General features: G+C 42.2%; 24 protein-coding genes. 1 reads left to right on the top strand and 23 read right to left on the bottom strand.

Annotated features, from left to right (window positions below):
- Positions 1-29: 29 nt before the first annotated feature.
- From rpiB to LQ188_RS03930, 17 genes are all read right to left on the bottom strand, one after another.
- Positions 30-476, bottom strand: a complete 447-nt coding sequence (gene rpiB, locus LQ188_RS04005; protein ID WP_253074057.1) for a ribose 5-phosphate isomerase B — start codon at positions 474-476, stop codon at positions 30-32.
- Between the two features lie 84 nt (positions 477-560).
- Complete coding sequence (locus tag LQ188_RS26800; protein ID WP_260358792.1) at positions 561-686, bottom strand: hypothetical protein; 126 nt, start codon at positions 684-686, stop codon at positions 561-563.
- A gap of 165 nt (positions 687-851) precedes the next feature.
- A complete protein-coding gene (locus LQ188_RS04000; protein ID WP_230176110.1) occupies positions 852-1,295 on the bottom strand; it encodes a low molecular weight protein arginine phosphatase in 444 nt (147 codons plus the stop codon).
- 145 nt (positions 1,296-1,440) lie between these two features.
- On the bottom strand, positions 1,441-2,007 hold the full coding sequence (locus tag LQ188_RS03995; protein WP_230176109.1) for a manganese efflux pump MntP family protein: 567 nt from the start codon (positions 2,005-2,007) through the stop codon (positions 1,441-1,443).
- A gap of 75 nt (positions 2,008-2,082) precedes the next feature.
- Positions 2,083-3,132 (bottom strand): L-threonylcarbamoyladenylate synthase, encoded by a 1,050-nt coding sequence (locus LQ188_RS03990; protein WP_230176108.1) that lies wholly within the window; start codon positions 3,130-3,132, stop codon positions 2,083-2,085.
- Positions 3,133-3,421: 289 nt separating this feature from the next.
- Positions 3,422-4,354, bottom strand: coding sequence for a stage II sporulation protein R (spoIIR, locus tag LQ188_RS03985; protein ID WP_230176107.1), 933 nt, complete (start codon positions 4,352-4,354; stop codon positions 3,422-3,424).
- Between the two features lie 151 nt (positions 4,355-4,505).
- Complete coding sequence (gene prmC, locus LQ188_RS03980) at positions 4,506-5,375, bottom strand: peptide chain release factor N(5)-glutamine methyltransferase (RefSeq protein WP_286141427.1); 870 nt, start codon at positions 5,373-5,375, stop codon at positions 4,506-4,508.
- Positions 5,368-6,438, bottom strand: coding sequence for a peptide chain release factor 1 (gene prfA, locus LQ188_RS03975; RefSeq protein ID WP_101223846.1), 1,071 nt, complete (start codon positions 6,436-6,438; stop codon positions 5,368-5,370). Before prfA ends, prmC begins: the two co-directional genes overlap by 8 nt.
- Positions 6,439-6,598: 160 nt before the next feature.
- Positions 6,599-7,054 (bottom strand): hypothetical protein, encoded by a 456-nt coding sequence (locus LQ188_RS03970; protein ID WP_101223847.1) that lies wholly within the window; start codon positions 7,052-7,054, stop codon positions 6,599-6,601.
- 209 nt (positions 7,055-7,263) lie between these two features.
- A complete protein-coding gene (locus LQ188_RS03965; protein ID WP_101223848.1) occupies positions 7,264-7,869 on the bottom strand; it encodes a thymidine kinase in 606 nt (201 codons plus the stop codon).
- A gap of 138 nt (positions 7,870-8,007) precedes the next feature.
- The gene (gene rpmE, locus LQ188_RS03960; RefSeq protein WP_034315847.1) at positions 8,008-8,208 is read right to left on the bottom strand and encodes a 50S ribosomal protein L31; all 201 of its coding nucleotides are present in this window, start codon (positions 8,206-8,208) and stop codon (positions 8,008-8,010) included.
- Positions 8,209-8,357: 149 nt separating this feature from the next.
- The gene (gene rho, locus LQ188_RS03955) at positions 8,358-9,647 is read right to left on the bottom strand and encodes a transcription termination factor Rho (protein WP_034315849.1); all 1,290 of its coding nucleotides are present in this window, start codon (positions 9,645-9,647) and stop codon (positions 8,358-8,360) included.
- Between the two features lie 318 nt (positions 9,648-9,965).
- Positions 9,966-10,928 carry a class II fructose-bisphosphatase gene (gene glpX / locus LQ188_RS03950; RefSeq protein ID WP_101223849.1) on the bottom strand — a complete coding sequence of 321 codons (963 nt, stop codon included), beginning with the start codon at positions 10,926-10,928 and terminating at the stop codon, positions 9,966-9,968.
- A gap of 99 nt (positions 10,929-11,027) precedes the next feature.
- Positions 11,028-12,311 (bottom strand): UDP-N-acetylglucosamine 1-carboxyvinyltransferase, encoded by a 1,284-nt coding sequence (locus tag LQ188_RS03945; protein WP_101223850.1) that lies wholly within the window; start codon positions 12,309-12,311, stop codon positions 11,028-11,030.
- A 209-nt stretch (positions 12,312-12,520) separates the two neighbouring features.
- Positions 12,521-13,171, bottom strand: a complete 651-nt coding sequence (gene fsa, locus LQ188_RS03940; protein ID WP_063234171.1) for a fructose-6-phosphate aldolase — start codon at positions 13,169-13,171, stop codon at positions 12,521-12,523.
- A gap of 172 nt (positions 13,172-13,343) precedes the next feature.
- A complete protein-coding gene (locus tag LQ188_RS03935; protein ID WP_101223851.1) occupies positions 13,344-14,201 on the bottom strand; it encodes a class II fructose-bisphosphate aldolase in 858 nt (285 codons plus the stop codon).
- A gap of 246 nt (positions 14,202-14,447) precedes the next feature.
- Positions 14,448-14,819, bottom strand: coding sequence for a response regulator (locus tag LQ188_RS03930; RefSeq protein WP_101223852.1), 372 nt, complete (start codon positions 14,817-14,819; stop codon positions 14,448-14,450).
- A gap of 300 nt (positions 14,820-15,119) precedes the next feature.
- Between LQ188_RS03930 and LQ188_RS03925 the strand changes: the two genes are divergently transcribed.
- Entirely contained in the window at positions 15,120-15,647 is a 528-nt protein-coding gene (locus tag LQ188_RS03925) for a DUF2529 domain-containing protein (RefSeq protein ID WP_101223853.1), read from the top strand.
- A gap of 47 nt (positions 15,648-15,694) precedes the next feature.
- On the opposite strand, the gene LQ188_RS03920 is transcribed toward LQ188_RS03925, so the two are convergent.
- The 6 genes from LQ188_RS03920 to LQ188_RS03895 all read right to left on the bottom strand — a co-directional run bounded on the left by LQ188_RS03920 (position 15,695) and on the right by LQ188_RS03895 (position 23,986).
- A complete protein-coding gene (locus tag LQ188_RS03920; RefSeq protein WP_101223854.1) occupies positions 15,695-17,302 on the bottom strand; it encodes a CTP synthase in 1,608 nt (535 codons plus the stop codon).
- A 402-nt stretch (positions 17,303-17,704) separates the two neighbouring features.
- Complete coding sequence (gene rpoE, locus LQ188_RS03915; RefSeq protein ID WP_101223855.1) at positions 17,705-18,295, bottom strand: DNA-directed RNA polymerase subunit delta; 591 nt, start codon at positions 18,293-18,295, stop codon at positions 17,705-17,707.
- Between the two features lie 210 nt (positions 18,296-18,505).
- Positions 18,506-18,667, bottom strand: coding sequence for a hypothetical protein (locus LQ188_RS03910; RefSeq protein WP_157831069.1), 162 nt, complete (start codon positions 18,665-18,667; stop codon positions 18,506-18,508).
- Between the two features lie 138 nt (positions 18,668-18,805).
- Positions 18,806-22,072: a fused isobutyryl-CoA mutase/GTPase IcmF gene (icmF, locus tag LQ188_RS03905; RefSeq protein WP_230176106.1), complete on the bottom strand. Its 3,267-nt coding sequence runs from the start codon at positions 22,070-22,072 to the stop codon at positions 18,806-18,808.
- An 11-nt stretch (positions 22,073-22,083) separates the two neighbouring features.
- Complete coding sequence (locus LQ188_RS03900; RefSeq protein ID WP_101223857.1) at positions 22,084-22,734, bottom strand: TetR/AcrR family transcriptional regulator; 651 nt, start codon at positions 22,732-22,734, stop codon at positions 22,084-22,086.
- 112 nt (positions 22,735-22,846) lie between these two features.
- Positions 22,847-23,986, bottom strand: coding sequence for an acyl-CoA dehydrogenase (locus LQ188_RS03895; protein WP_101223858.1), 1,140 nt, complete (start codon positions 23,984-23,986; stop codon positions 22,847-22,849).
- Positions 23,987-24,002: the final 16 nt, after the last annotated feature.

Genomic DNA, 24,002 nt, shown 5'->3' with positions numbered 1-24,002 from the left:
AAAAGGGGTCTCTCCAAAAACCATAAAAATTAGCTTTGTTTACCTTCATACTCCGCAATCTTACCGATCCTGTTTTGATGACGTCCGCCTTCAAATTCCGAAGTCAGCCATGTTTGTGCAATTTCCCTGGCCAGACCCGGGCCAATGACACGTTCCCCCATCGCTAACATATTGGTATCATTATGCTGGCGGGTCAACTTCGCAGTATAGACATCATGAACCAACGCACATCTAATTCCTTTAACCTTATTAGCAGCGATGCTCATTCCGATTCCAGTTCCACAGATTAAAATGCCCCGATCGAACTCACCGCGTGCCACTTTTTCAGCAACCGGCAAAGCATAATCAGGATAATCCACCGAAGTATTGCATTCACAGCCAAAGTCCTCAAATGGAATCTGTAACTCATTCATTAAATTCTTTATTTCTTCACGGATATGTATACCACCATGATCAGAAGCAATCGCAACTTTCATCATAATCCTCCTCTAGCTTTTTCAATTGATTTTATTGTGTCACAAAATTATGAAAAGATAAAGGATGTCCATCCTTTTTCCCCCTCAAAGAAGCAGGAAACCGCCTTGGGTTTCCTGCTGTAAAATGTCAAGAGTGAAGCGGGTAATGATCCTGTTCAACTTTTCCGCTTGCACTTTAAGTTCCATTGCCGATTTTTCGACATTTCCCATGACTATGAGCTTGTTCGCTTGTCAGCTGTCACTTCTTCCGCTCCAGCAGATGTTTCTTCTGCAATAGCAGCAACTTCTTGTGCTGCCTTGATCGTACACTTTCCAATTGACGGTCAACAAGCTTAGTAATATCTTTTACTGCAGCGACCACATTATGTACCCTGTTTACTTTTTAAGCATTAAGACTAATTCTTCAATTAATTCCTGCAGCTCCCTGAACGTTTCTCGATAAATGCCTTCAGAACCGCCAAACGGATCTATTATGTCCTTATCATAATTATCATCAATAATGAATTCTTTTAAAGTAAAAGTCTTATCGGCCATCTGGGGATATGCACGGGTAATGACCGATTTATGCCCTTCCGTCATGGTGAAAATATGAGTCGCCCATTCCATTTCCTTCTCGGATAAAGGCGTTGAATGATGATTATGTACTATATCATTTTCAACCAATACATTTTTTGCATGCGTTGAAGCATCCTGGCCTGATGAAGCATACACGCCAGCGGACTTCACTTCAACGCCCGCAATATTCTTATTTTTCAATATCGCTTCTGCCATCGGGCTTCTGCATGTGTTGCCTGTACATACAAATAATACACGGATCATTTATGACGCCTCCTTTTTTTATTCATTATAAGCTATCGCCCGTTTATTATAGTCAAAAAAATCACTCTCAACATGTCTTAGGAAAAAATAAAACCGCCCCGGTAATCGGAACAGTTGAGGAAGGATAGATATGAAGTCAAGCGGCTCAAAAAGAGAACAATAATTTCAATCCAAACGCACATAGAATGCTTCCGCCAAGAATCTCACTATACACGCCTAGCAAACCCTGAATTTTTCTACCCAGCAAAAGCCCTGCCCACGTTAATAGGGTGGCAGCAAACCCAAAGCAGAGAATGGTTAAAATCGTTTTTGCACCGTAGATCCCCAGGGTCAATCCTACCGAGAAGCTGTCCAGGCTTACCCCTAAAGCAAAAATGAATAGACCTTTCCCGACAGGAGCCAGCATCTTATTTTCCCTGATACCAGCTCCATCCTTTTTACCAGGGATAAACATCTGTATACCAAGAATGATCAACAATAGACCGCCGGCGTATGTAGCGAAGGTCCCGAATTTTTCTGAAATGAAATGGCCTGCCCCCATTCCAAGCAAGGGCATCCAAATATGAAAAAAGCCAACTGTCAGCCCTATAAAAAGAATTTGCCTCAACCTTAGCTTAAACATTCCCATTCCAAGGCCGACTGAAAAGGCATCCATTCCCAACGCGAATGCCATTAGCAATAAGGTGATGATTTCTCCAGCAAATGTATTCATTCCAATCCTCCCTCGGACGTGCCTACTACATGTTATGCATGTCCGAAAAGAAATAGAAGAATAAATCAGTCCTTATTACACATGTTCCTTGATGATTTGATGACCTGCAGCCTTCTCAAGCCGGTTCATGACCGCTGCTCCTATTCCATGGTCAGGAAACATTTCACTAAAAATGACATCGACCTCGAGCTCATCAAACTGTCTTAAAGCATCATATAAGCCTGTCGCAACAGTATGTAAATCAGCTAATGAACCTGGGACGACCACATAATCGGCCTTATAATCCTGTTGATGTTCATAAGCAGTTATGATGCCCACCTTTAACCCGTCACTTCTTTTCTCATCCACAAGCTTCTGAAGGAAAGCTTGATTACCCTTGACTAAATATAGAGGGGCCTTCGGAGCATAGTGGGTATATTTCATGCCCGGGGCTTTTGGCGCCGTTTCCTGATTCTTCAAAGCGACATCTTGCCGGACTTCCCCTATCACAGCTTCCAGCTGTTCCAGGGTCACTCCGCCGGGCCTTAATATAACAGGGATTTCAACAGTGCAATCAAGTACTGTGGATTCTACGCCTACACCGGTAGTCCCGCCATCGACTATGCCTGCAATCCGGCCCATTAAGTCAGCTTCAACATGTTTAGCTGAAGTGGGACTCGGTTTCCCAGAAGTATTTGCACTTGGAGCCGCAATGGGCAAATCACTCGCACGAATAAGGCCGAGGGCAACCTGGTGATCCGGCATCCTGACAGCCACCGTGTCCAATCCAGCTGTCACAAGATTTGATAGCTGGCCCGGTTTTCGTTTCATGATCAAAGTCAAAGGACCCGGCCAAAATTCTGCCATTAGCTTCCTGGCCTGTTCCGGAATCTCTTCTACAATACCTGACAGCTGCTCTTCAGAGGCTATATGAACGATTAAAGGATTATCACTCGGACGCCCCTTTGCTTCGAACACTTTTTTGACCGCCTCGTCATTTTTGGCATTCGCACCTAGTCCATAAACAGTCTCTGTAGGAAAAGCAACCACTTGGTTAGCCTTTAATAATTCAGCTGATTGTGCAATCTGGGGATAACTTTGTAAATTATCCACATTTTTATCCACTGACCAAATTTTCGTTTTCATTTTGAACATCATCGCCTTTTAACATTTCTTATTTTATAAAATCGCTTTAATATGAACGATATTTTCAATTTAACGTACTAATTTCACTTAAAATATACTTTGAAAGTATAAAAGAAGTATACACATAATTCAAGTGTTATCCACAAATTGGGGATAACCATATCGAATCCGTGGATAAGTTTGTGGATATTAAAGATTAATGACAGATTTTTTTGATTTTTTGTTAATAACCCTGTGGATATGTTTTTATAATTATCTGAAAGTAAAAAAAAGGGCCGCTGCCCCCTTTTTAAAATAGATCATTGAAGATTTCCGCAAACAAGGACTTCACTTCCACTTCAGGCTCCTTTTCCCCTTCATATAATTGCTGACCTTGTTCATTGGATGCCGCAATTTCAACCTTGTTATCTTCAACACTCCCATCATTGACTTCCTCCGCCACTTGTTCCTTATCTTTTACTGCCATCACTTCTTCTTTTACCTCTTGCTCAGCAACCTCTTCTTTTACCGTTTCTTCCGTTACTTCCTCTTTTACGCTCTCCTCCATTACCTCTTCTTCAACTTCTTCCTCGGGCCCTTTTTCTTTTTCAGCCAACACTACTTCAGTTTCTCCCTCTGCAACAGGTTCACTCTCTTCATTCGTTGCTGCATACGCCTTCCCATCCGAAGTCAGGGATCCTTCATCTTCTTCCTCGACTATCGGACTTTGACTTACAGCCGTCCCATTTGAAAAATCCAAGAAACATAATGGCGGAAATAGAACACACCACCAATTAGCGCCTTCCCCTTCACCAAGTGTGATAATCACCGCTTCATAATCCCCTGCCGGATATAAATACTGCCCGTAGAGTTTTGTCGGAAATTCCGCTTGTCCAAAATCGACTTTTATTGACTGCTCCAAACCCTGTTCCTTTATAACCGCCTCAGCTGTCGCCTGGATATCCGGTAGATGCGAGGTGATCACATCCCTCGCTTCATCCAAAGAAGTAAGCTCCTCGACCCACTTTGTGATATCTTCATTTACCTCATCCCTAATAAGACGTTTAACCGCTTGATCCTTTTCTGCATCACTATTAGCAAGTATCCGCAGACGAATCGCCTCATCCGGGATCACCTTCGTATCTTCTGCACCGACCATCTCCGCTTTAGGCATATATATACTTACGATCGTTCCTATAGTTAAGATTAATAGATAGATAATGGCTAAATGTTTTGTTTTCATCGCCTTCGCCCCCTCACATGAATTAGTCTCACCATTTTCGAGCTATCTTAAACTAGTAAAAATAAAAAAAGTTGATAGCTGGAAATATAGATTCCAAAGGATAATGAGGGTGGTGCCCATAAAAAAAATCCGTCTCACGGAAGGAGACGGATCACTTTAATGCAGCAAAGACCATTCGATCTTTTTCATTTATGTCATTTACAATGGATACTTCTGCAGCAGGAAAGGTTCGCTTCAATAAATCGGCAACCGCCTTACCCTGTCCAGTGCCCACTTCAAAACCGATCAGTCCAGGCACCTTCATGATCAAAGGTAACTGCTCCATAAAGCGGCGGTAAAAATCCAGCCCATCGATACCGGCAAATAATGCACGATGTGGTTCATGTCCTGTCACGACTACTGACATGGATTTATGATCATCATCTGGTATATATGGCGGATTCGATAAAAGGATGTCCACCTTTTGGTTCATGTTCACGAAAGGCAAAAGCAAATCACCTTGCATGAACTGCACTTCGGCACCAAGTGATTCTGCATTTTTCCTCGCAACCTCAAGTGACGTTTCCGCTATGTCCGTGGCCGTCACCAACAGGTTTGATTTTTCAAGTTTCATCGTTATGGCGATTGCGCCGCTGCCGGTCCCAATATCAGCTAAATGAAGCTTCTGCCCCTCCAAAAAAATGGCTGGGAGTTTACGTAATGTATAATAAATCAATTCTTCTGTTTCAGGTCTCGGTATGAGCACTTCTTCATTAACAAAGAAGGTCCGTCCATAAAATTCTTCACTGCCGATTATATATTGGATTGGCGTCCCCTCAGCATGCAGCTCAATAGCGGCCTTAAATTGCCCAAAATCCGCTTCACTAAGCTCATCATGAAGGTTGGCCAGCATTTGGGAACGAGTTTGGTTTAAAAAGTGCTGTAACAGGATTTCCCCAGCATTGGCATCACGATCATTTTCCTTTAAAAAAGAAGAAGCCCATTTAAGGGCTTCAAACACTTTCACGGCAGAATTACTCATCTGCATTTTCCAGCCTTGAAGATTGGTCTTCCATGATTAATGCATCAACCACTTCATCCAGCTTACCTTCCATGATTTGATCCAGCTTTTGAATCGTTAAACCAATACGGTGATCGGTAACGCGGTTTTGCGGGAAGTTATAAGTGCGAATCCTTTCAGATCGATCGCCCGTTCCAACAGCAAGCTTCCTATTTTGATCATACTCTGCCTGTACTTCGCGTTGGATTTTATCGTACACCCTGGCACGCAAAACCTTCATTGCTTTTTCTTTGTTCTTGATTTGTGATTTTTCATCTTGACAGGATACAACCGTATTCGTCGGAATATGAGTCAAGCGCACCGCTGACATTGTCGTATTGACACTTTGCCCTCCAGGACCGCTCGATGCAAAGGTATCGACACGAATATCCTTATCATGAATTTCAACTTCCACTTCCTCAGCTTCGGGTAAAACAGCAACCGTGGCTGTAGATGTATGAATCCGTCCGCCTGATTCAGTTTCAGGTACTCGCTGAACGCGATGTGCTCCATTTTCGAACTTCAATTTTGAATAAGCGCCATTGCCATTAATCATGAATATGATTTCCTTATAGCCGCCAAGCCCTGTAGGACTTGCTTCAATGACTTCAGTCCGCCAACCCTGCACCTCGGCAAAACGACTATACATGCGGTATAGACTACCAGCAAATAAGGCTGCCTCATCTCCGCCTGCCGCTCCGCGGATCTCCATGATTACGTTTTTATCATCGTTAGGGTCCTTCGGAATAAGCAATATTTTCAGTTTATCCTCAAGGCCTTGTATGGTATCTTCAAGTTCATTGATCTCTTCTTTTACCATTTCACGCATTTCCGCATCAAGCTTCTCCTCAAGCATCGCCTTCGCTTCCTGGAGTTGCTCACGAACCGCTTTATATTCTTTATAAGTCGAAGCAGTCTCTTGTATGCTGGATTGCTCCTTAGAATATTCCCTTAGCTTCTTGGAGTCATTAATGATCTCCGGGTCACTTAATAGCTCATTCAATCTTTCATATCTATCTTCTACTGCTTGCAATCGATCAAACAAATTATTCACCTCATAAATTTTCCAAAACATCTGAAACGAATTGGAAGTAATCCATCTTTTCTAACTATAAATAAGTAGTTCAGTGCCCCAGCTCAGTTCACTTCTAGGTTAATTATAGTATAGGTGAATAATCAACGTCAAAGAGGATTCAAAAATGTCGTTATTTCTTTAATTTTACATCTATATTATATTGAGGCACAGCCCTGTTTATAATGCCTTGTATTCGCTGCATTTCCTTATGTCTCTCTTTTTCCGTCTTGATTTTGCCTTTATCATGGACCGTAACATGTATGGTATTTCCATTAAACCAAACGGAGCCCGCCTCATAATTGGTTTCCGATTCAATGGCCCCGCGGATATCATCAATTTGCTGCCCCATGGATGGTGAATTATTGGATGTATGATGCGGTGTATTGAGGATTTGATCTGATGGCCGTTCCGCTTCATTGTCCCAATCATTATTGGATACACGTTTTAAACCATTGCCAACAAAATCCTTGCCATCCCGGGATTGATCCCCATATTCCGAATCATTATTTATCGCATTGTCATTTTGACCGCATGCCGTTAGTGCAGCAAGTAAAAAGGCTGTCATGATAAGCAGTTTTGATTTCATATTTTTTCCCTCCATTTTGACTGGTTAAGAAGAACATTTCCTCGTTAGCCTACCCAAAATGGGGCAATATTTATCTTTTATTTCGCTTCCATGTATTGGTCATACCACTTGAATAACTCCAGCAGTTTTTCCACCCTTATTATAATTCCCAACCATTTCTTCATAAAAAAAGCACCCTACGACCACATTGGATCATAGGGCACCATCATTCAAATACGTTCTTTAATCCCAACAGGCTGCTTACCCGGAACTTCGTGATGATGGCGGCAGCGGGGCTCGTATGATTCCGATGCACCCACAAGGATGATCGGCTCATCATAGGAGGCCGGCTCCCCATCTATCAAGCGCTGTGTCCTGCTTGCAGGTGATCCGCACACTTCACACACAGCCTGCAGCTTAGTCACCGATTCTGCCAGCGATAATAGAACAGGCATAGGACCGAATGGTTCACCTCGGAAATCTTGATCGAGTCCAGCCATAATCACTCGATAACCGCTGTCCGCAAGATGCTGGGCAACCCCGATAATTTCATGATCAAAAAATTGCACTTCATCTATTGCAATAATATCCAGGGGCTTGTCCAAATACTTAAAAATATCCGTTGAATGGGCAATCGGTTTTGCCATCACAGAAGAGCCATTGTGTGATACGACAGCCTCTTCCGCATAGCGATTATCAATAGCTGGTTTAAATACAGCTATTTGCTCTTTAGCAAATTGAGCACGGCTGACTCGTTTAATCAATTCCTCGGATTTACCCGAAAACATGCTTCCGCAAATAAGCTCGATCCAGCCTGTTTGTTTCATTACATACATGGAAACAGCTACTCCCTTCCACCTGTCGATCCCTTGGCCATAATTGAAGTCGACCCGGCTTTATATAAATTCTTACTTGTTTATGGAAAAGAAAAAACAGGCAAGAAAAATACTTGCCTGTTTTTTAAAAAGTCCGGCTTATTTAATACCGTATTTTTTGTTGAAACGATCAACACGTCCGCCAGCTTCAGCGAATTTTTGACGACCAGTGTAGAATGGATGGCATTCTGAACAAGTCTCAACTTTGATCTCTTCTTTAACTGAACCAGTTTCAAAAGTGTTTCCGCAAGAGCAAATTACTTTTGAAAGCTTATAATTTGGATGAATTCCAGTTTTCATTCTTTTCAGCTCCTTATGCCCTGAATCATTCGAAACAGAGTTATATACTTCAAGTTGAGGGAAAAACACCCTCACATTTATTGTAAAAACACATGAACTCATTATAACAACTTAAGACTAGTTGTGCAACTGTTTGTTTCTTACAGGGTTTAAGAACGTTTTACGCTCGCCGGCCCCTTTTTCATTTCTGACATCTCTTCATCCAGCTTACTGAAAAATTCTTCATTACCCTTTGTCTGTTTTAGACGGCGAAGGAATTTCTCCGAGAAATCAGGCGAATCCGACATTGTTTTCCTGATGGCCCATAGTTTATCCAGGCGATCTTTCGGAATTAACAATTCTTCTTTACGAGTGCCTGAGCGGCGAATATCGATTGCCGGGAAGATGCGTCTTTCGGCAAGGGCACGATCTAAATGCAGCTCCATATTACCCGTACCTTTAAATTCTTCATAAATGACATCGTCCATTCTTGAACCCGTATCTACCAATGCTGTAGCAAGGATCGTCAGGCTGCCGCCTTCCTCAATATTCCTCGCCGCACCGAAAAAGCGTTTTGGACGGTGGAATGCAGCCGGGTCAATACCCCCTGATAGTGTACGTCCGCTCGGCGGAATGACAAGGTTGTAAGCTCGGGCAAGTCGAGTGATGCTGTCCATTAAAATGATGACATCACGTTTATGCTCCACAAGGCGCATGGCTCGTTCTAACACTAGCTCAGCCACCTTGATATGGTTTTCCGGCACTTCATCAAACGTTGAACTTACCACGTCTCCAGCAACGGACCGTTCAATGTCAGTCACTTCTTCCGGGCGTTCATCAATCAACAGCACGATCAATTCCGATTCGGGATGGTTTGTGGTTATTGCATTGGCAATTTCCTTGATGAGCATCGTTTTACCGGCTTTTGGCGGTGCGACGATTAGCCCACGCTGTCCAAAACCTACCGGTGCCAGGACATCCATAATCCTGGTTGATAAGTTCTTCGGTGTCGTTTCCAGTTTAATTTGCCTATTTGGATACAGCGGTGTTAGACCTGGAAAGTGGACACGCTCTTTTGCTGATTCCGGATTATCGCCATTGACTGCTTCAACATGCAGTAATCCATAATAGCGCTCGTTTTCTTTTGGCGGCCTTACCTTACCGGACACTTTATCTCCATTCCGCAAATCGAATCTGCGGATCTGTGAAGCAGAAATATAAATATCCTCCGAGCTTGGAGAATAATTAATTGGACGCAGGAAACCGAAGCCCTCTGAAGGGATGATTTCTAAAACGCCCTCCATGAATAGGAGACCATCCTGCTCAGCTTGTGCTTTCAGGATAGCGAAAATAAGTTCCTTTTTTGAAAGTTTGCTGTAATAGGAAACTTTATATTCACGCGCGTGCTCATAGAGATCCTTTAGTTTCATGTTTTCTAAATTAGAAATAGTTAAATTCATTATGACACCACACTTTTATTAATTAAACGTTTTCACCCATACTGAAAAAGAAATGGTTTGTTAGATGGAAGAAAAACCGCAATCCATGTACCCGACCAGAGTTTTCTTAGAAAGGATGATACATTTTTACATGTAAAGAAGAAAATTAATTGAAGGCTTCTTGAAGTTTGGAGTGAAAGGGCAGATTCTAAATTATTAATAGTAGACCAAGCTTTATTTTACTTTTTTTATTTTAATTATTCAACTTAAATTTTTTAAAAGAGAAAGCGAGCGATGAAACCGCTCGCTTTTTAAAAGTGATTTTTCTGAAAAACGCTATCAGTCAATCAAACCATTCGGTTTAATCTTAAGACTGTGACGACCATCAATGAAACGAACTGTACCAGATTTAGCACGCATTACTACGGATTGTGTTTCGCCGTAATGCCCTTTGAATTGTACGCCGCGTAAAAGTTCTCCATCTGTCACACCTGTTGCTGCAAAAATTGCATCATCTCCGCGAACAAGGTCTTCCATTCTGAGGACTCTTCCTAATTCAAGGCCCATTTTTCCACAGCGCTCCACTTCTTCATCACTTTGAGGAATGAGCTTGCCTTGAATTTCCCCTCCAAGGCATTTCAGGGCAACGGCTGCAATAACTCCTTCTGGAGCTCCGCCAGATCCGAATAAGATGTCAACACCGGTAAGATCGAAGGCCGTATTTATGGCTCCCGCTACATCTCCATCGTTGATCAACTTGATACGTGCCCCTGCCTCACGAAGTTCATGAATGATCTTCGAATGACGATCGCGGTTCAATACTGTTGCAACCACGTCTTGGATATCTTTATTTTTTGCCTTGGCTACCGCTTTCAGGTTGTCCAACACAGAGGCATTGATATCAATCTGACCGACAGCCTCTGGTCCGACAGCTATTTTATCCATATACATATCCGGGGCATGAAGCAAGTTCCCCTTATCGGCTATTGCCAATACAGCCAATGCATTCCAGCCGCCGGATGCAACGATGTTCGTTCCTTCTAATGGATCAACCGCAACATCCACCATTGGCCCAAGACCGGTACCAAGTTTTTCGCCAATATAAAGCATTGGCGCTTCATCCATTTCCCCTTCACCGATTACAACCGTTCCTTGCATGGGAATAGTATTGAAAACATCCCGCATTGCAGTTGTTGCTGCATCATCTGCTTCGTCTTTCTTTCCTCTTCCCATCCAACGAGCTGAATTCAGTGCCGCCGCTTCTGTTACGCGGACAAGCTCCATCGATAAACTTCTTTCCATTTCCGGTTCCCCCTCATGTACACTAGCATGATTTATTTATATATTAGTATAACACATTATATCATATATAGTAACACAATGAGGTAACAAGAAAAGGGATCAGCTTTTAAGCTGCTCCACTTCTTCTTGCGTCATTTCTTCACGCCAAATCGTTGCTCCCAAACCTGAAAGCTTTTCAACAAGATGGCTATATCCACGATCTATATGTTCAAGCCCGGTCACTTCTGTAATCCCTTCAGCCATTAAACCGGCTATTACAAGAGCCGCTCCGGCACGTAAATCGCTTGCCTTCACTTTTGCCCCATGAAGTTGGACAGGACCATCGACGATGCCCGCTCTGCCCTCGACCTTTATCTTCGCATTCATGCGTCGCAGTTCATCAATATGCTTAAAGCGGGCCCCGTATATCGTATCGGTGACCATGCTAGAACCGGTTGCTTTTGTTAAGAGGGAAGTGAAAGGTTGCTGAAGATCCGTTGGGAATCCAGGGTAAACCAATGTCTTGATATCGACGGATTTATATTGTTCTCCCGGTGAGACAAATATCTGGTCATCACCCGCTTCAATATTAATCCCCATTTCCCTCAACTTGGAAGTCAATGACTCCAAATGCTGGGGAATGACATTATCAATCAGAATTCCTTCTCCGACAGCAGCCGCTAGAATCATGAAAGTGCCGGCTTCAATCCGATCCGGTATGATCGTATGCTTGCACCCGTGCAAACTTTCCACACCATCAATACGAATGATATCCGTCCCTGCACCCTTTATTTTCGCTCCCATATTGGTCAACAATGTGGCAACATCGATGATTTCAGGTTCTTTCGCAGCATTTTCTATCACAGTGCGGCCTTTGGCCAAAACGGCGGCAAGCATGATATTGATCGTTGCCCCTACACTAACGACATCCAAATATATGCGTGCTCCCCTTAGCTCGTCCGCCCTAAGGTAAATGGCTCCTTGTTCATTCGTCACCTGTGCGCCCAGTGCTTCAAACCCCTTAATATGCTGATCTATCGGGCGAGGTCCTAAATGGCAGCCACCAGGCAAGCCGATCACTGCCTTTTTGAATTTACCAAGCATTGCCCCCATTAAATAATAAGAGGCACGTAACTTCTTGACCCTTCCATTGGGAAGAGGCATTGAAATCATCCTGCTGGGGTTGACTGTCATTTCTCCTTCATCAAAGGATACCTCGCCGCCAATCTCCTCCATTAACGCTTTCAGCATCTGTACATCCGAGATATCAGGCAGGCCTTCAATCGTTACGGGAGAGTCCGCTAAAATTGTTGCAGGAATAAGGGCGACCGCACTATTTTTTGCTCCACTGACACGAATGCTTCCCTTTAGAGGATAGCCACCGGCAATTTTAAGTTTTTCCATAATAAACTCCCTTCCACGCTAAGCACTTAGAAGCTACTTCCAAAAAGTAATATTTTACCACAAGAAAATTGCATAATCCGACAACATTTACTATCTAGTTCTTTAGTTTACACAAAAGTAAAAAATTCATGTAAAAAAAAGAGAAAAATTTCTAATTTATGTTAATTTTATTTAAACGGTGCAATCTATAGCGACTTAGCGGCAAGGCATTATGCTTCAGTACGTGAATTCCAATCGTTCAAAAAAGCTTCAATTCCTTTATCCGTTAATGGGTGGTGGAATAATTGTATTAAAACTTTATAAGGGATCGTTGCAATATGCGCCCCTTTAAGAGCCGCTTCAGTAATATGCATCGGATGGCGGATGGAAGCTGCGATGATTTCGGCATTGATATCATGGATCGCAAAAATGTCAGCAATATCCGAAATTAGATCCAAACCATTTTGGCCGATGTCATCCAAGCGACCTAAAAATGGCGATACATAAGTTGCTCCTGCCCTAGCTGCCAATAATGCTTGGTTTGCACTGAAAATAAGGGTGACGTTTGTTTTGACACCTTGTTTTGTAAGTGCTGAAACAGCCTTCAGGCCGTCCGGAGTCATTGGCACTTTAATCGTGATATTCGGTGCAATCGCAACTAGTTCCTTGGCTTCAGCCATCATTCCTTCAAAATCAAGCGCAATGACTTCAGCAGAAACGGATTCCTTAACAAGGCTTGTGATTTCTTTTAGCCGATCATGGAAAGAAACTCCCTTTTCCCTAGCAACAAGGGATGGGTTAGTCGTAACACCTGCTAAAACGCCAAGTTCATGCGCTTGTTTGATTTCTTCCATGTTTGCTGTATCTATAAAGAATTTCATAAAATAGCCTCCGTATGTAATCGATTTTTATTTTCCTATATGCATCTGAATTCTAATTGTTCTAAAAATAGAGCCCGGATTCAGCCCTGCATCTAAAAGAAACCATTAGGGGGGAGCCCCCCAATGGGAATATTGCCTTTATCATCTTACATTTAAAGGGATGGAACCCTTATTATGCTTTGCCGTTTGAACCGAATTCACGTATTTTGCCGATGACAGTTTCTTTAATCGCTTCACGGCCAGGAACGATGTATTTACGAGGATCGTACACTTCAGTATCGTTATTCAGAATTTCACGAACCGCTTTTGTGAATACAATTTGATTTTCCGTATTCACATTGATTTTTGATGTTCCAAGCGAAATCGCTTTTTGGATATCTTTCGTAGGGATGCCTGTACCACCATGAAGAACAAGAGGTTTTTTCGTTAAATCACGCACTTCTTCCATTTCTTTATACCCAAGGTTAGGTTCACCTTTGTATGGTCCGTGAACGGATCCCAAAGCTGGAGCAAAGCAGTCGACATTTGTTTCTTTAACCAACTGTTCACATTCTTGAGGGTCTGCATATACGACTCCATCAGCAATTACATCATCTTCTTGTCCGCCAACCGTGCCCACTTCCGCTTCAACAGAAACATTCCGTGCGTGAGCGAATTCGACAACCTTCTTGGTTGTTTCGATATTTTCTTCGATCGGATGATGTGAAGCATCGATCATTACTGAAGTGAATCCGGCTTCGATAGCTTCTTTACATTTATCATAACTTGAACCATGGTCAAGGTGAATGGCCACAGGAACAGTGATTTTCATGTCTTCCAACAATCCTTGAACCATCATCACAGTCGTTTTAAAACCACCCATATGGCGGGCAGCACCTTCGGAAACACCAAGGATGACTGGAGATTTTTCTTGTTCTGCAGCAGCTAGAATAGCTTGAGTCCATTCAAGGTTGTTGATATTGAATTGACCTACTGCATATTTTTCATCAAGGGCTTTATTCAGCATATCTTTCATAGAAACTAAAGGCATTTGATTTCCTCCTACTAGTGGATGTTATTATTTTAAAGTTAATTCTTTCTAGATATTCCCTAAAACGAAAGTAGCATACGCTTATAAATCAGAATATCTCTCCTCTTTTAGCATATCAATACATCAAAAAAACAGCAACAAATACACTATACCGAGCCTCAAATTTTATTCCAAAAAAACACGGCCCATCTAAAAAAAGATAGCCGCAGCAATTACTCCATCAGTAATATTAAATTTTCAAGACATTTAACTTGATTGAATCGGTAAGTATTCACGAACCGCTTTTCTAATATCATCAATATCAAACGGCTTTGCAAAGTGTGTCATAGCACCTAAATCCTTTGCTTCTTGAATCATATCAAGTTCACCATATGCCGTCATGATTATGACCCGGATGTCCGGATCGACGACTTTCATTCTTTTCAAGATCTCAATGCCATCCATTCCCGGAATCTTCATATCCAGCAATACAAGATCAGGTGAATGATTATTTAGCACATCCAAGGCTTGAATTCCATTAGCGGCTTGAAATGTTTCATACCCTTCTTTATGTAAAACCTCGTTCAATAAAATACGAATCCCGAACTGATCATCAACAATCAATATTTTCCCTGGCATTTTATCACCTCTCCCCTTCCCGATTCATCCATTAAATATACTGGCCTATACGGCCATATTACCCGAAAAAGGGTAGTTACATAGATTGCGTCATATGACTTTTAGGTCCAACGCATTTATTGTTCATATTCGATAATTGTAACAAAATTCCTGCTGTATGGCTAAGAGGAATTTTAATTTTTTTGTTTTTTCGACCGATTTAGTAAATTCGGACCTTCCGGATCAAAATCCCAGAAACCTGTCATTGCAAAGGAAAGTCCTTTATAATGGGTATATTATTTTTTAAAGGAGTCCCTGACCATGTTAAAAATTTTTTCGACACAGATAAGCGGTTTATTTAAGAAAATGATTGAAAATGAAGCCTTTGAAATGGAGGATGCCGGACGCTTGCTGGCTCAGGCTGCGGTTGGGGACGGTGCGGTGTACATTCACGGTTTTGGTGAAATGCAGGGTGTCACTGCTGAGGCTTTGGATGGGGCAGAACCCTTTCCGAAGGTAAAAAGATATGAATCAGGAGAAACTATTTCCAGGGAAGATCGGTTTCTCATATTCAGCCGCCATTCGGATGATGCAGAAGCATTGTTGCTGGCAAAACAACTCAAGGAAAAGGATATCCCATTTGTTGCGGTTTCTACATCCGTCCCTTCTGAAGGGGATTCTCTTTTGGAGTTGGCAGACGTTCATATTGATTTACGTATCCAACGGGGCTTGATTCCTGATGAAACCGGAAATCGATATGGGTATCCTACCCTCATTGCCGCTCTTTTCGCTTATTATGGGATTAAATTCACTCTTGAAGAAATCATAAAAGAGTATGAAGAAGAATGATTATTCACCTAAAAAAAAACAGCCACATTGGGCTGTTTTTTTGTTTATTAAAGTTTTTCGCTGCGCTTTAAAGACATGCCGACAAAATCACGGAATAGCGGCTGCGGACGGTTAGGACGTGACGTGAATTCCGGATGGAATTGAGAAGCCACAAACCAAGGATGATCCTTCAATTCAACGATTTCAACTAGACGGCCATCCGGACTAGTACCAGAGAAGATGAATCCTGCCTCTTCCATTGCTTGACGGTAGTGGTTATTGAATTCATAACGGTGACGGTGACGCTCATAAACAACCTCGTCATTATACGCTTCGTATGCTTTAGTTCCTTCGATAAGCTTACATGGATACAGACCAAGACGCAGTGTACCGCCCAAATCTTCTACATCCTTCTGTTCAGGAAGAAGATCGATGATTGGATCTGGAGTATCTTCATTAATTTCAGCTGAATGAGCTTCTGGCAATCCCAGGACGTTGCGAGCATACTCAATTGACGCCAACTGCATGCCTAAGCAAATTCCGAAGAATGGTTTTTTCGTAGTGCGGGCAAATTCGGTAGCAGCAATTTTCCCTTCGATTCCACGATCTCCAAAACCGCCTGGAACAAGGATTCCATCTGCATCTTGCAGAAGTTCAGCAACATTTTCTTTTGTTACATCTTCGGAATTCACCCAGTCGATTTCTACATCTGCATCAAATGCGTAACCTGCATGCTTAAGTGCTTCCACTACAGAAAGATAAGCATCTTGCAATTCAACATATTTTCCGACTAAAGCGATTTTTGTTTTCTTTGATAAAGAAGTAACCTTTTTGACTAGTTCCTTCCAATCTTCCATATCCGCTTCGCCGCAGTCCAATTGCAAGTGATCACAAACGATTTGGTCCATATTTTGTGCTTGAAGCGCAAGTGGGATGGAGTAAAGAGTATCCGCATCAAGACATTCTATAACGGAATTTTTATCGATATCGCAGAATAAAGCAATTTTATCCTTCATATCTTGTGAAATTGGACTTTCTGTACGTGCAACGATGATATTCGGCTGAATGCCTAGACTGCGTAATTCTTTTACACTATGCTGTGTCGGTTTTGTTTTCATTTCACCAGCAGCTTTGATGTAAGGAACCAGTGTACAGTGGATATACATAACATTATTGATTCCGATATCACTCTTGATTTGGCGAATCGCCTCAAGGAATGGAAGAGACTCGATATCCCCTACAGTACCGCCGATTTCAGTGATGACTATATCGGCATTCGTTTCATTGCCTGAACGGAAAACCCGTTCTTTAATTTCATTCGTAATATGCGGAATGACTTGAACTGTTCCACCTAGATAATCGCCACGGCGTTCTTTTCTCAGGACCGTTGAATAAATTCTGCCCGTAGTCACATTGCTGTGTTTGCCAAGGTTGATATCAATGAAACGCTCATAGTGCCCCAAATCCAAATCCGTTTCAGCACCATCATCCGTTACAAACACTTCACCGTGTTGGTATGGACTCATCGTACCTGGATCCAAGTTAATATAAGGGTCAAACTTCTGGATCGTAACATTCAATCCCCTATTTTTTAATAATCTACCTAAAGAAGCGGCCGTTATCCCTTTTCCCAAGGAAGAAACTACTCCACCTGTCACAAAAATATATTTTGTCATTTTATATCCTCCTATAGAATGTTTTCTTCCAATTCTGTTCTTAATCGGAACTGAATCAAATCTTCCGCCACATGAGCGGTTAAAAGCTAAAAAATCGTAAACCAGTACAAACCATTAATCACTTAAAGGTCTTTAGTGAGAGTCATGCAGGATACATGAACAAGAATAAATTTCCTTAAATGACAGTAAACAAAAATATGTTCTCTATAGTTTTTACAATTCTACGAGAAATCATTTTTAAAAATAAAAAAATGATGTCATTTATTCATTCCATCATTAAAAACAAAAACGCTCCGCTTACAATAAAAGTAAGGGAGCGATATAATTTAATCATTGTGTCCTTTTTTAAGGAGCCCAAAAATGATTCTACAAATTTCGCCTCAAAAAGTCAAGGGCGATTATTTATTTCTCAGCCTCTTCATCCAAGTCATCCAAGTCATCTTCATCTTCGTCTTCGTCCTCATCATCTTCCAGGACAAATGCATCATCTTCGATTATTTCTTCTTCCAGATCATCGTCATCATCCACGTCATCATCCAAAAGCACTTCGTCGATGACTGGAGAACCTAGAATATCATCATCGTCATCATCGTCATCCTCGTCCAGATCATCGATATCTTCTTCAAAGTCAAGATCTTCGTCTTCAAGTTCATCGAAATCGTCGATAACTGCAGCAGCCTTTTTGGCTTTCTTTTTCTTTTTAGGTTTTACAACATGTACGACTTCTTCCTCGATTTGGTCAACCGGGTACCATGTTTTCAATCCCCAGCGGTTGTCCCCAAGTGAAGTGAAGCGGCCATCCACATTTAAATCCGTATAGAATTGTGCAATTTTCTTTTCCACTTCCGCTTTAGATAAATGGTGCAGCGAAGCTAATTCACTTATTAAGTCTTTAAATGGAATCGGTTCATTTCTTTCCACTAACAAATCATATGCCATCTCTATTAAGGACATTTCCAATAACTGCTCTTTTGAGTATTGTTTTAAACTCAAATTCCGCACTTCCCTTCTCTATTCAAACACTGAATTCCGTGTTTTTTCACATAAAAAAATAATCTAAAACAGTAGTTCGATAAAATAACGACAATTCCTGCTAGACATATACTCCATTATAAACAATCTAAATGGGTTTATGCTAGTTCTATCTGATACTTTCACAGATTTACCTTATTGTCTATCATTCAGGAAACCAAAAGCTAAAAATCATTCACTTTCCTTTTTCGATTTCTGTCGATAGGCTGCCGTAAAAAAGACAATAGTCAGGATAAAAAAAGAGATGGCACCCAATTGATGCTCATACAACTCAAATAAAATAATGATGGCAAGAATGTACCCTATGATCGATCCAATCATTTTCAGGTTCATTTTCTCAACTCCAATAGGACTGATTCTTCATTTTTGCCCCTTTTCCAAATAATTATAAGGTAAAATCTTCATTTTGTTAAAAAATGCGGAAATTATTTAAAAAAGAGGCCCCTAAACGTTCGGAGCCCCCTTCTCAGTTTACATATTCCTTCGATATTGACCGCCTACATCATATAGCGCCCTCGTTATCTGACCAAGACTGGCCACTCTGACGCAGTTCATGAGTTCAGCAAAGATATTTTCCCCATTCATGGCTGCCAATTTCAGTTTAGTTAGCGCCTCATCCGTGAACTCCTTATTTCTTTCTTGGAATGCCCGGAGATTTATGATTTGCCCTTCCTTTTCTTCCTTTGTTGCACGGGCAATTTCCATGCTGTTCACCGCTTCTTCGGAAGGAGGATTTGGATTCAAATACGTGTTGACACCAATGATCGGCAATTCTCCCGTATGCTTTTTCATTTCGTAATGCATCGATTCATCCTGGATTTTCCCGCGCTGATACTGCGTCTCCATTGCACCCAGCACACCGCCCCGATCATTGATGCGATCGAACTCTTGCAGTACGGCCTCTTCAACGAGATCCGTCAATTCCTCTACGATGAAGGCTCCTTGCATCGGGTTTTCATTTTTTGAGAGCCCATGCTCCTTTGTAATGATCATTTGTATGGCCATTGCCCGGCGCACGGATTCTTCAGTAGGCGTCGTGATGGCTTCATCGTACGCATTAGTATGCAAGGAATTACAGTTGTCCTGCAGCGCCATTAAAGCCTGAAGTGTCGTTCTGATATCATTGAAATCAATTTCTTGCGCATGAAGTGAGCGCCCTGAAGTCTGTATATGGTATTTGAGCTTCTGGCTGCGGTCGTTCGCACCATATTTATCCCGCATGACCGTAGCCCAAATCCTTCTTGCCACTCTCCCGATAACCGTATATTCCGGGTCGAGCCCATTTGAGAAGAAGAACGACAAATTCGGGGCAAAGTCATCAATATTCATTCCGCGACTTAAATAATATTCGATGTAAGTAAAGCCATTCGCTAATGTAAAAGCAAGCTGTGAAATGGGATTGGCACCCGCTTCTGCAATGTGATAGCCGGAAATGGATACAGAGTAGTAGTTCCTGACTTTTCGATCAATGAAATATGCTTGAATGTCCCCCATTAGCCTTAAAGCAAATTCCGTAGAGAAGATGCAAGTATTCTGGCCTTGGTCCTCTTTCAGAATATCCGCTTGAACAGTTCCGCGTACCGTTTGAAGGGTATAAGCCTGCACTTCTTCAGCTTCTGCGTCCGTAAGGGGACGACCTAACTCTTCTTCTTTCAGTTGAATCTGCTGATCGACTGCCGTATTCATGTACATGGCCAAAATGATTGGTGCCGGTCCATTGATGGTCATCGATACAGAGGTTGAGGGGTGGCAAAGGTCAAAGCCTGCATACAGCTTTTTCATGTCATCCAACGTACAGATGCTGACTCCGCTTTCCCCTACCTTTCCATAGATATCAGGCCGGTGATCGGGATCCTCGCCATATAAAGTTACCGAATCGAAAGCCGTACTTAGCCGTTTTGCATTATCATCCTTTGACAAATAATGAAAACGCCTGTTGGTTCGGTCGGGTGATCCTTCACCGGCAAATTGCCGCTTCGGGTCCTCTCCTTCACGCTTGAATGGAAAGACTCCCGCTGTGTAAGGAAAGAAGCCCGGAACGTTCTCTCGGAATACCCATCCTAAGATCTCTCCATAATCCACATATTTAGGCAGTGACACTCTCGGAATCATTAAACCTGATAAACTTTTAGTTTTCAGCTTTGTGACGATTTCTTTATCCCTGACTTTCGTTACAAACTGCTCTCCTGCATACTTTTCTTTTAATTCCATCCATCCAGAAAGTATTTTTTTAGATTCAGGTGATAAATTCGAAGCGGTTTCCTTTTTCAGTTTTTCTAAAGAAGCCACCATATCTTCGTTGTTATCATTTTCCTTAATTGCATCAATTGCTCCTTCAAGCTGGAAAAGCCTGCGGGCAATACGTACTTGTTCAGCCGCACGCTTATGATAAGATCTGACCGTATCACTGATTTCACGTAAATAATACCGACGGTCAGTAGGGATGATGACATTTTGCTTGTAAACATCCGCTTCCTTCGAAAAGGCGGTACTCCAAACCGTCCCTGATTTTTCATTAAGCTTTTCAATCAGTGCAGCGAATAATGCATTGGTGCCTGGATCATTGAATTGAGAAGCGATGGTACCGTATACTGGCATTTCAGATGGATCTTGATCAAAAAGTGTACGGCTTCTTTGGTATTGCTTTTGAACTTGGTTTTTTGCATCCTCTGAGCCTTTGCGCTCGTATTTGTTAATGACTATCAAGTCTGCATAATCAATCATATCGATTTTTTCAAGTTGCGAAGGTGCTCCGAATTCACTCGTCATTACATACATGGATACATCGCATATCTCAGCAATTTCTGCATCTCCCTGACCAATTCCGCTCGTTTCAACGATGATTAAATCGAAGCCAGCTGCCTTCACGACTGAAATGGCATCTTTTATCGCCAAAGACAACTCACTTTTTGAATGACGCGTGGCCAGGCTCCGCATATAAACACGCTCTGAAAAAATCGAGTTCATTCTAATCCTGTCACCAAGCAGGGCACCGCCCGTTTTCTGTTTGGTCGGGTCTACAGATAAAATGGCGACTCTCTCGTCTGGTATTTCGTTAATGAACCTTCGTATCAATTCATCAGTCAATGAACTTTTTCCAGCACCGCCAGTTCCCGTAATCCCTAGAACAGGAACCTTCTTTTCGGAAGTCTTGATCTGCTCAAAAAGACTCTCAACCGCTGCCGCTGATTCCCGTGAAGCATCGAGTCTGTTTTCGGCAAAGGTAATGAATTGGGCAATGGCATTTGTTCCCCCAGCAACCAATTCATCAAAACGTTCCTGTAAAGATGGTTTGACTGTCGAGAAATCACACTCCTCCATCAATACGTTTATCATTCCTTGAAGCCCATATTCCCGCCCTTCATCAGGAGAAAAGATCCGGGCTATCCCATAATCATGGAGTTCTTTAATTTCCCTTGGGATGATGACCCCGCCGCCGCCGGCAAAAATACGAATGTGCCCGGCTCCCTTTTCCTTCAGCAGGTCATACATATATTTAAAATATTCCACATGTCCGCCTTGGTAAGATGACATGGCTATGCCTTGAACATCTTCCTGGATGGCCGCATTCACGATCTCTTCCACCGAACGATTATGACCTAGATGAATGACTTCTGCACCGCTGGACTGAAGGATTCTCCTCATAATATTGATAGATGCATCATGTCCATCAAATAAACTCGAAGCAGTAACGAATCTAATATGGTTCTTCGGTTTATACACCTCAACTGTACCCATTGAGCTCCTCCTTATTGAAACGAATTTAACTCAGTATTTTTCTGAAGCGATATATTTTGAATCAATAATTGCGTCTGCAGTTCAACATATTCTTGAAGCGTATACTCTTTGTGTAAAGCCCATCTTCTAAAACTCCACATTTGTCCCTGAACGAAAATATTATGAGAAACAAGGCTTATTTGTTTTGCCGTCAACGATAGCTCCCCATTCTCAACACATTTCGTAATCACCTTTTCAAACATGCCGACCATCCGAAGTTCTTTATTCAATACATAAGGTAAAGCATCTTTCGTCAGTGCCTTCACCTCTTGATACATGACCAGCACTTCGTCCTGCATATCATCCATCACTTTATAAAAATAGGCGATCGTAAGCTTCAAGCTTTCAAGTGTCCCATCGCTCTGATCTATTTCTTTCTGAAGCTTTTCCTGTACTTCATCGTAGATAAAGTCGCAAACGAGATATAATATATCTTCCTTTGTTCGGATATACTCGTATAACGTGCCGATACTAAAGCCGGCCGCTTTGGCAATTTCCCTGGTAGTCGTACGATGAAATCCCTTTTCCTTAAAAAGGGTCACCGCCCCTTTAATCATTTGTGTACGCCTTTTTTCAACCAGGCGTTCATCCTTTACAGATGCAAGAACCTCTCTTTTTTCCATTTTCAAACTCCTTTTAAAAAGCCCATCATTTAATTGCCAAAGACATTCTAAAGAAATTGAAAAGGGAATTCCGGTAAAGGCAATGCCTCATCGGAAAACCTCAATTTCAATCCTATTTAGTAATCATCCGTGAGATGACCAGCTTTTGAATTTCCTGTGTACCTTCATAGATTTGGGTGATTTTCGCATCACGCATATACCGTTCTACAGGATAATCCTTTGTATATCCATAACCTCCAAAGACCTGCACGGCTTCTGTCGTCACTTTCATGGCTGTATCTCCAGCAAAAAGTTTGGACATGGCCGACTCTTTTCCATAAGGAAGGCCCACTGATTCTAACCAGGCAGCCTGATAGGTTAATAGCCTTGAAGCTTCAACACCCGTTGCCATATCCGCCAATTTAAAACCGATTCCTTGCTGTGCAGAAATCGGCTTGCCGAATTGGACGCGCTCTTTTGCATAATCAACTGCGGCATCCAATGCACCTTGGGCTATGCCCACTGCCTGGGCTGCAATCCCATTACGGCCGCCATCTAGCGTCATCATCGCTATTTTAAAGCCCTCTCCTTCTTTTCCAAGGAGATTTTCTTTAGGCACTCGGCATTCATCAAAAATGATTTCCGTGGTCGGTGATGAACGGATTCCAAGCTTCTTCTCTTTTTTGCCGACACTAAAACCCGGGAAGTCCTTTTCAACGATAAAGGCACTCGTTCCTTTTTGTTTGGATTCTGGATCCGTCAATGCAAAGACGACATATGTATCCGCAATCCCGCCGTTCGTAATGAAGATTTTTGAACCGCTGATAATATATTCATCACCTACAAGCTTAGCAGTCGTTCTCATACCGCCTGCATCAGAGCCTGAGCTAGGCTCGGTCAGCCCATATGCACCGATTTTTTCACCCTGTGCCATTGGACGAAGGTATTTTTGTTTTTGCTCTTCAGATCCAAACTTATATATTGGCCATCCTGCAAGGGAAGTATGGGCTGATAAAGTCACCCCAGTGGAAGCGCAAACGCGGGAAAGTTCCTCAATCGCTATGCAATACGCTAAATAATCACTTCCAATACCGCCGTATTCCTCAGGCCAAGGAATCCCAGTCAATCCAAGTTCGGCCATTTTATCGAAGATTTCACGGTCGAATCGTTCTTCTTCATCCCTCTCGGCAGCTGTCGGAGCCACTTCATTCTGGGCAAAATCGCGCACCATTTTCCTGATCATTTCATGTTCTTCCGTTAGTTTAAATTGCATGTCTATGCCTCCTAAG

Origin of the sequence: Peribacillus sp. Bi134, assembly GCF_918698065.1 — a bacterium.
Classification (GTDB): domain Bacteria; phylum Bacillota; class Bacilli; order Bacillales; family DSM-1321; genus Peribacillus.
The sequence above is the reverse complement of the archived record's forward strand: the minus strand, read 5'-3'. Positions and strand labels throughout refer to the sequence as shown.

Bases quoted from the DNA above. Each gene is read 5' to 3' on its own strand.
- icmF (WP_230176106.1), bottom strand. From the start codon at position 22,072: ATGGGTACAGTTGAGGTGTATAAACCGAAGAACCATATTAGATTCGTT.
- prmC (WP_286141427.1), bottom strand. From the start codon at position 5,375: ATGAGTAATTCTGCCGTGAAAGTGTTTGAAGCCCTTAAATGGGCTTCT.
- fsa (WP_063234171.1), bottom strand. From the start codon at position 13,171: ATGAAATTCTTTATAGATACAGCAAACATGGAAGAAATCAAACAAGCG.
- LQ188_RS03910 (WP_157831069.1), bottom strand. From the start codon at position 18,667: ATGAACCTGAAAATGATTGGATCGATCATAGGGTACATTCTTGCCATC.
- LQ188_RS26800 (WP_260358792.1), bottom strand. From the start codon at position 686: ATGGGAAATGTCGAAAAATCGGCAATGGAACTTAAAGTGCAAGCGGAA.
- glpX (WP_101223849.1), bottom strand. From the start codon at position 10,928: ATGGAAAGAAGTTTATCGATGGAGCTTGTCCGCGTAACAGAAGCGGCG.
- LQ188_RS03925 (WP_101223853.1), top strand. From the start codon at position 15,120: ATGTTAAAAATTTTTTCGACACAGATAAGCGGTTTATTTAAGAAAATG.
- LQ188_RS04000 (WP_230176110.1), bottom strand. From the start codon at position 1,295: ATGATCCGTGTATTATTTGTATGTACAGGCAACACATGCAGAAGCCCG.
- LQ188_RS03935 (WP_101223851.1), bottom strand. From the start codon at position 14,201: ATGCCTTTAGTTTCTATGAAAGATATGCTGAATAAAGCCCTTGATGAA.
- LQ188_RS03920 (WP_101223854.1), bottom strand. From the start codon at position 17,302: ATGACAAAATATATTTTTGTGACAGGTGGAGTAGTTTCTTCCTTGGGA.
- spoIIR (WP_230176107.1), bottom strand. From the start codon at position 4,354: ATGAAAACAAAACATTTAGCCATTATCTATCTATTAATCTTAACTATA.
- LQ188_RS03970 (WP_101223847.1), bottom strand. From the start codon at position 7,054: ATGAAATCAAAACTGCTTATCATGACAGCCTTTTTACTTGCTGCACTA.
- rpmE (WP_034315847.1), bottom strand. From the start codon at position 8,208: ATGAAAACTGGAATTCATCCAAATTATAAGCTTTCAAAAGTAATTTGC.
- LQ188_RS03995 (WP_230176109.1), bottom strand. From the start codon at position 2,007: ATGAATACATTTGCTGGAGAAATCATCACCTTATTGCTAATGGCATTC.
- LQ188_RS03900 (WP_101223857.1), bottom strand. From the start codon at position 22,734: ATGGAAAAAAGAGAGGTTCTTGCATCTGTAAAGGATGAACGCCTGGTT.
- LQ188_RS03965 (WP_101223848.1), bottom strand. From the start codon at position 7,869: ATGTATGTAATGAAACAAACAGGCTGGATCGAGCTTATTTGCGGAAGC.
- LQ188_RS03990 (WP_230176108.1), bottom strand. From the start codon at position 3,132: ATGAAAACGAAAATTTGGTCAGTGGATAAAAATGTGGATAATTTACAA.
- rho (WP_034315849.1), bottom strand. From the start codon at position 9,647: ATGAATTTAACTATTTCTAATTTAGAAAACATGAAACTAAAGGATCTC.
- LQ188_RS03930 (WP_101223852.1), bottom strand. From the start codon at position 14,819: ATGCCAGGGAAAATATTGATTGTTGATGATCAGTTCGGGATTCGTATT.
- rpiB (WP_253074057.1), bottom strand. From the start codon at position 476: ATGAAAGTTGCGATTGCTTCTGATCATGGTGGTATACATATCCGTGAA.
- LQ188_RS03895 (WP_101223858.1), bottom strand. From the start codon at position 23,986: ATGCAATTTAAACTAACGGAAGAACATGAAATGATCAGGAAAATGGTG.
- LQ188_RS03945 (WP_101223850.1), bottom strand. From the start codon at position 12,311: ATGGAAAAACTTAAAATTGCCGGTGGCTATCCTCTAAAGGGAAGCATT.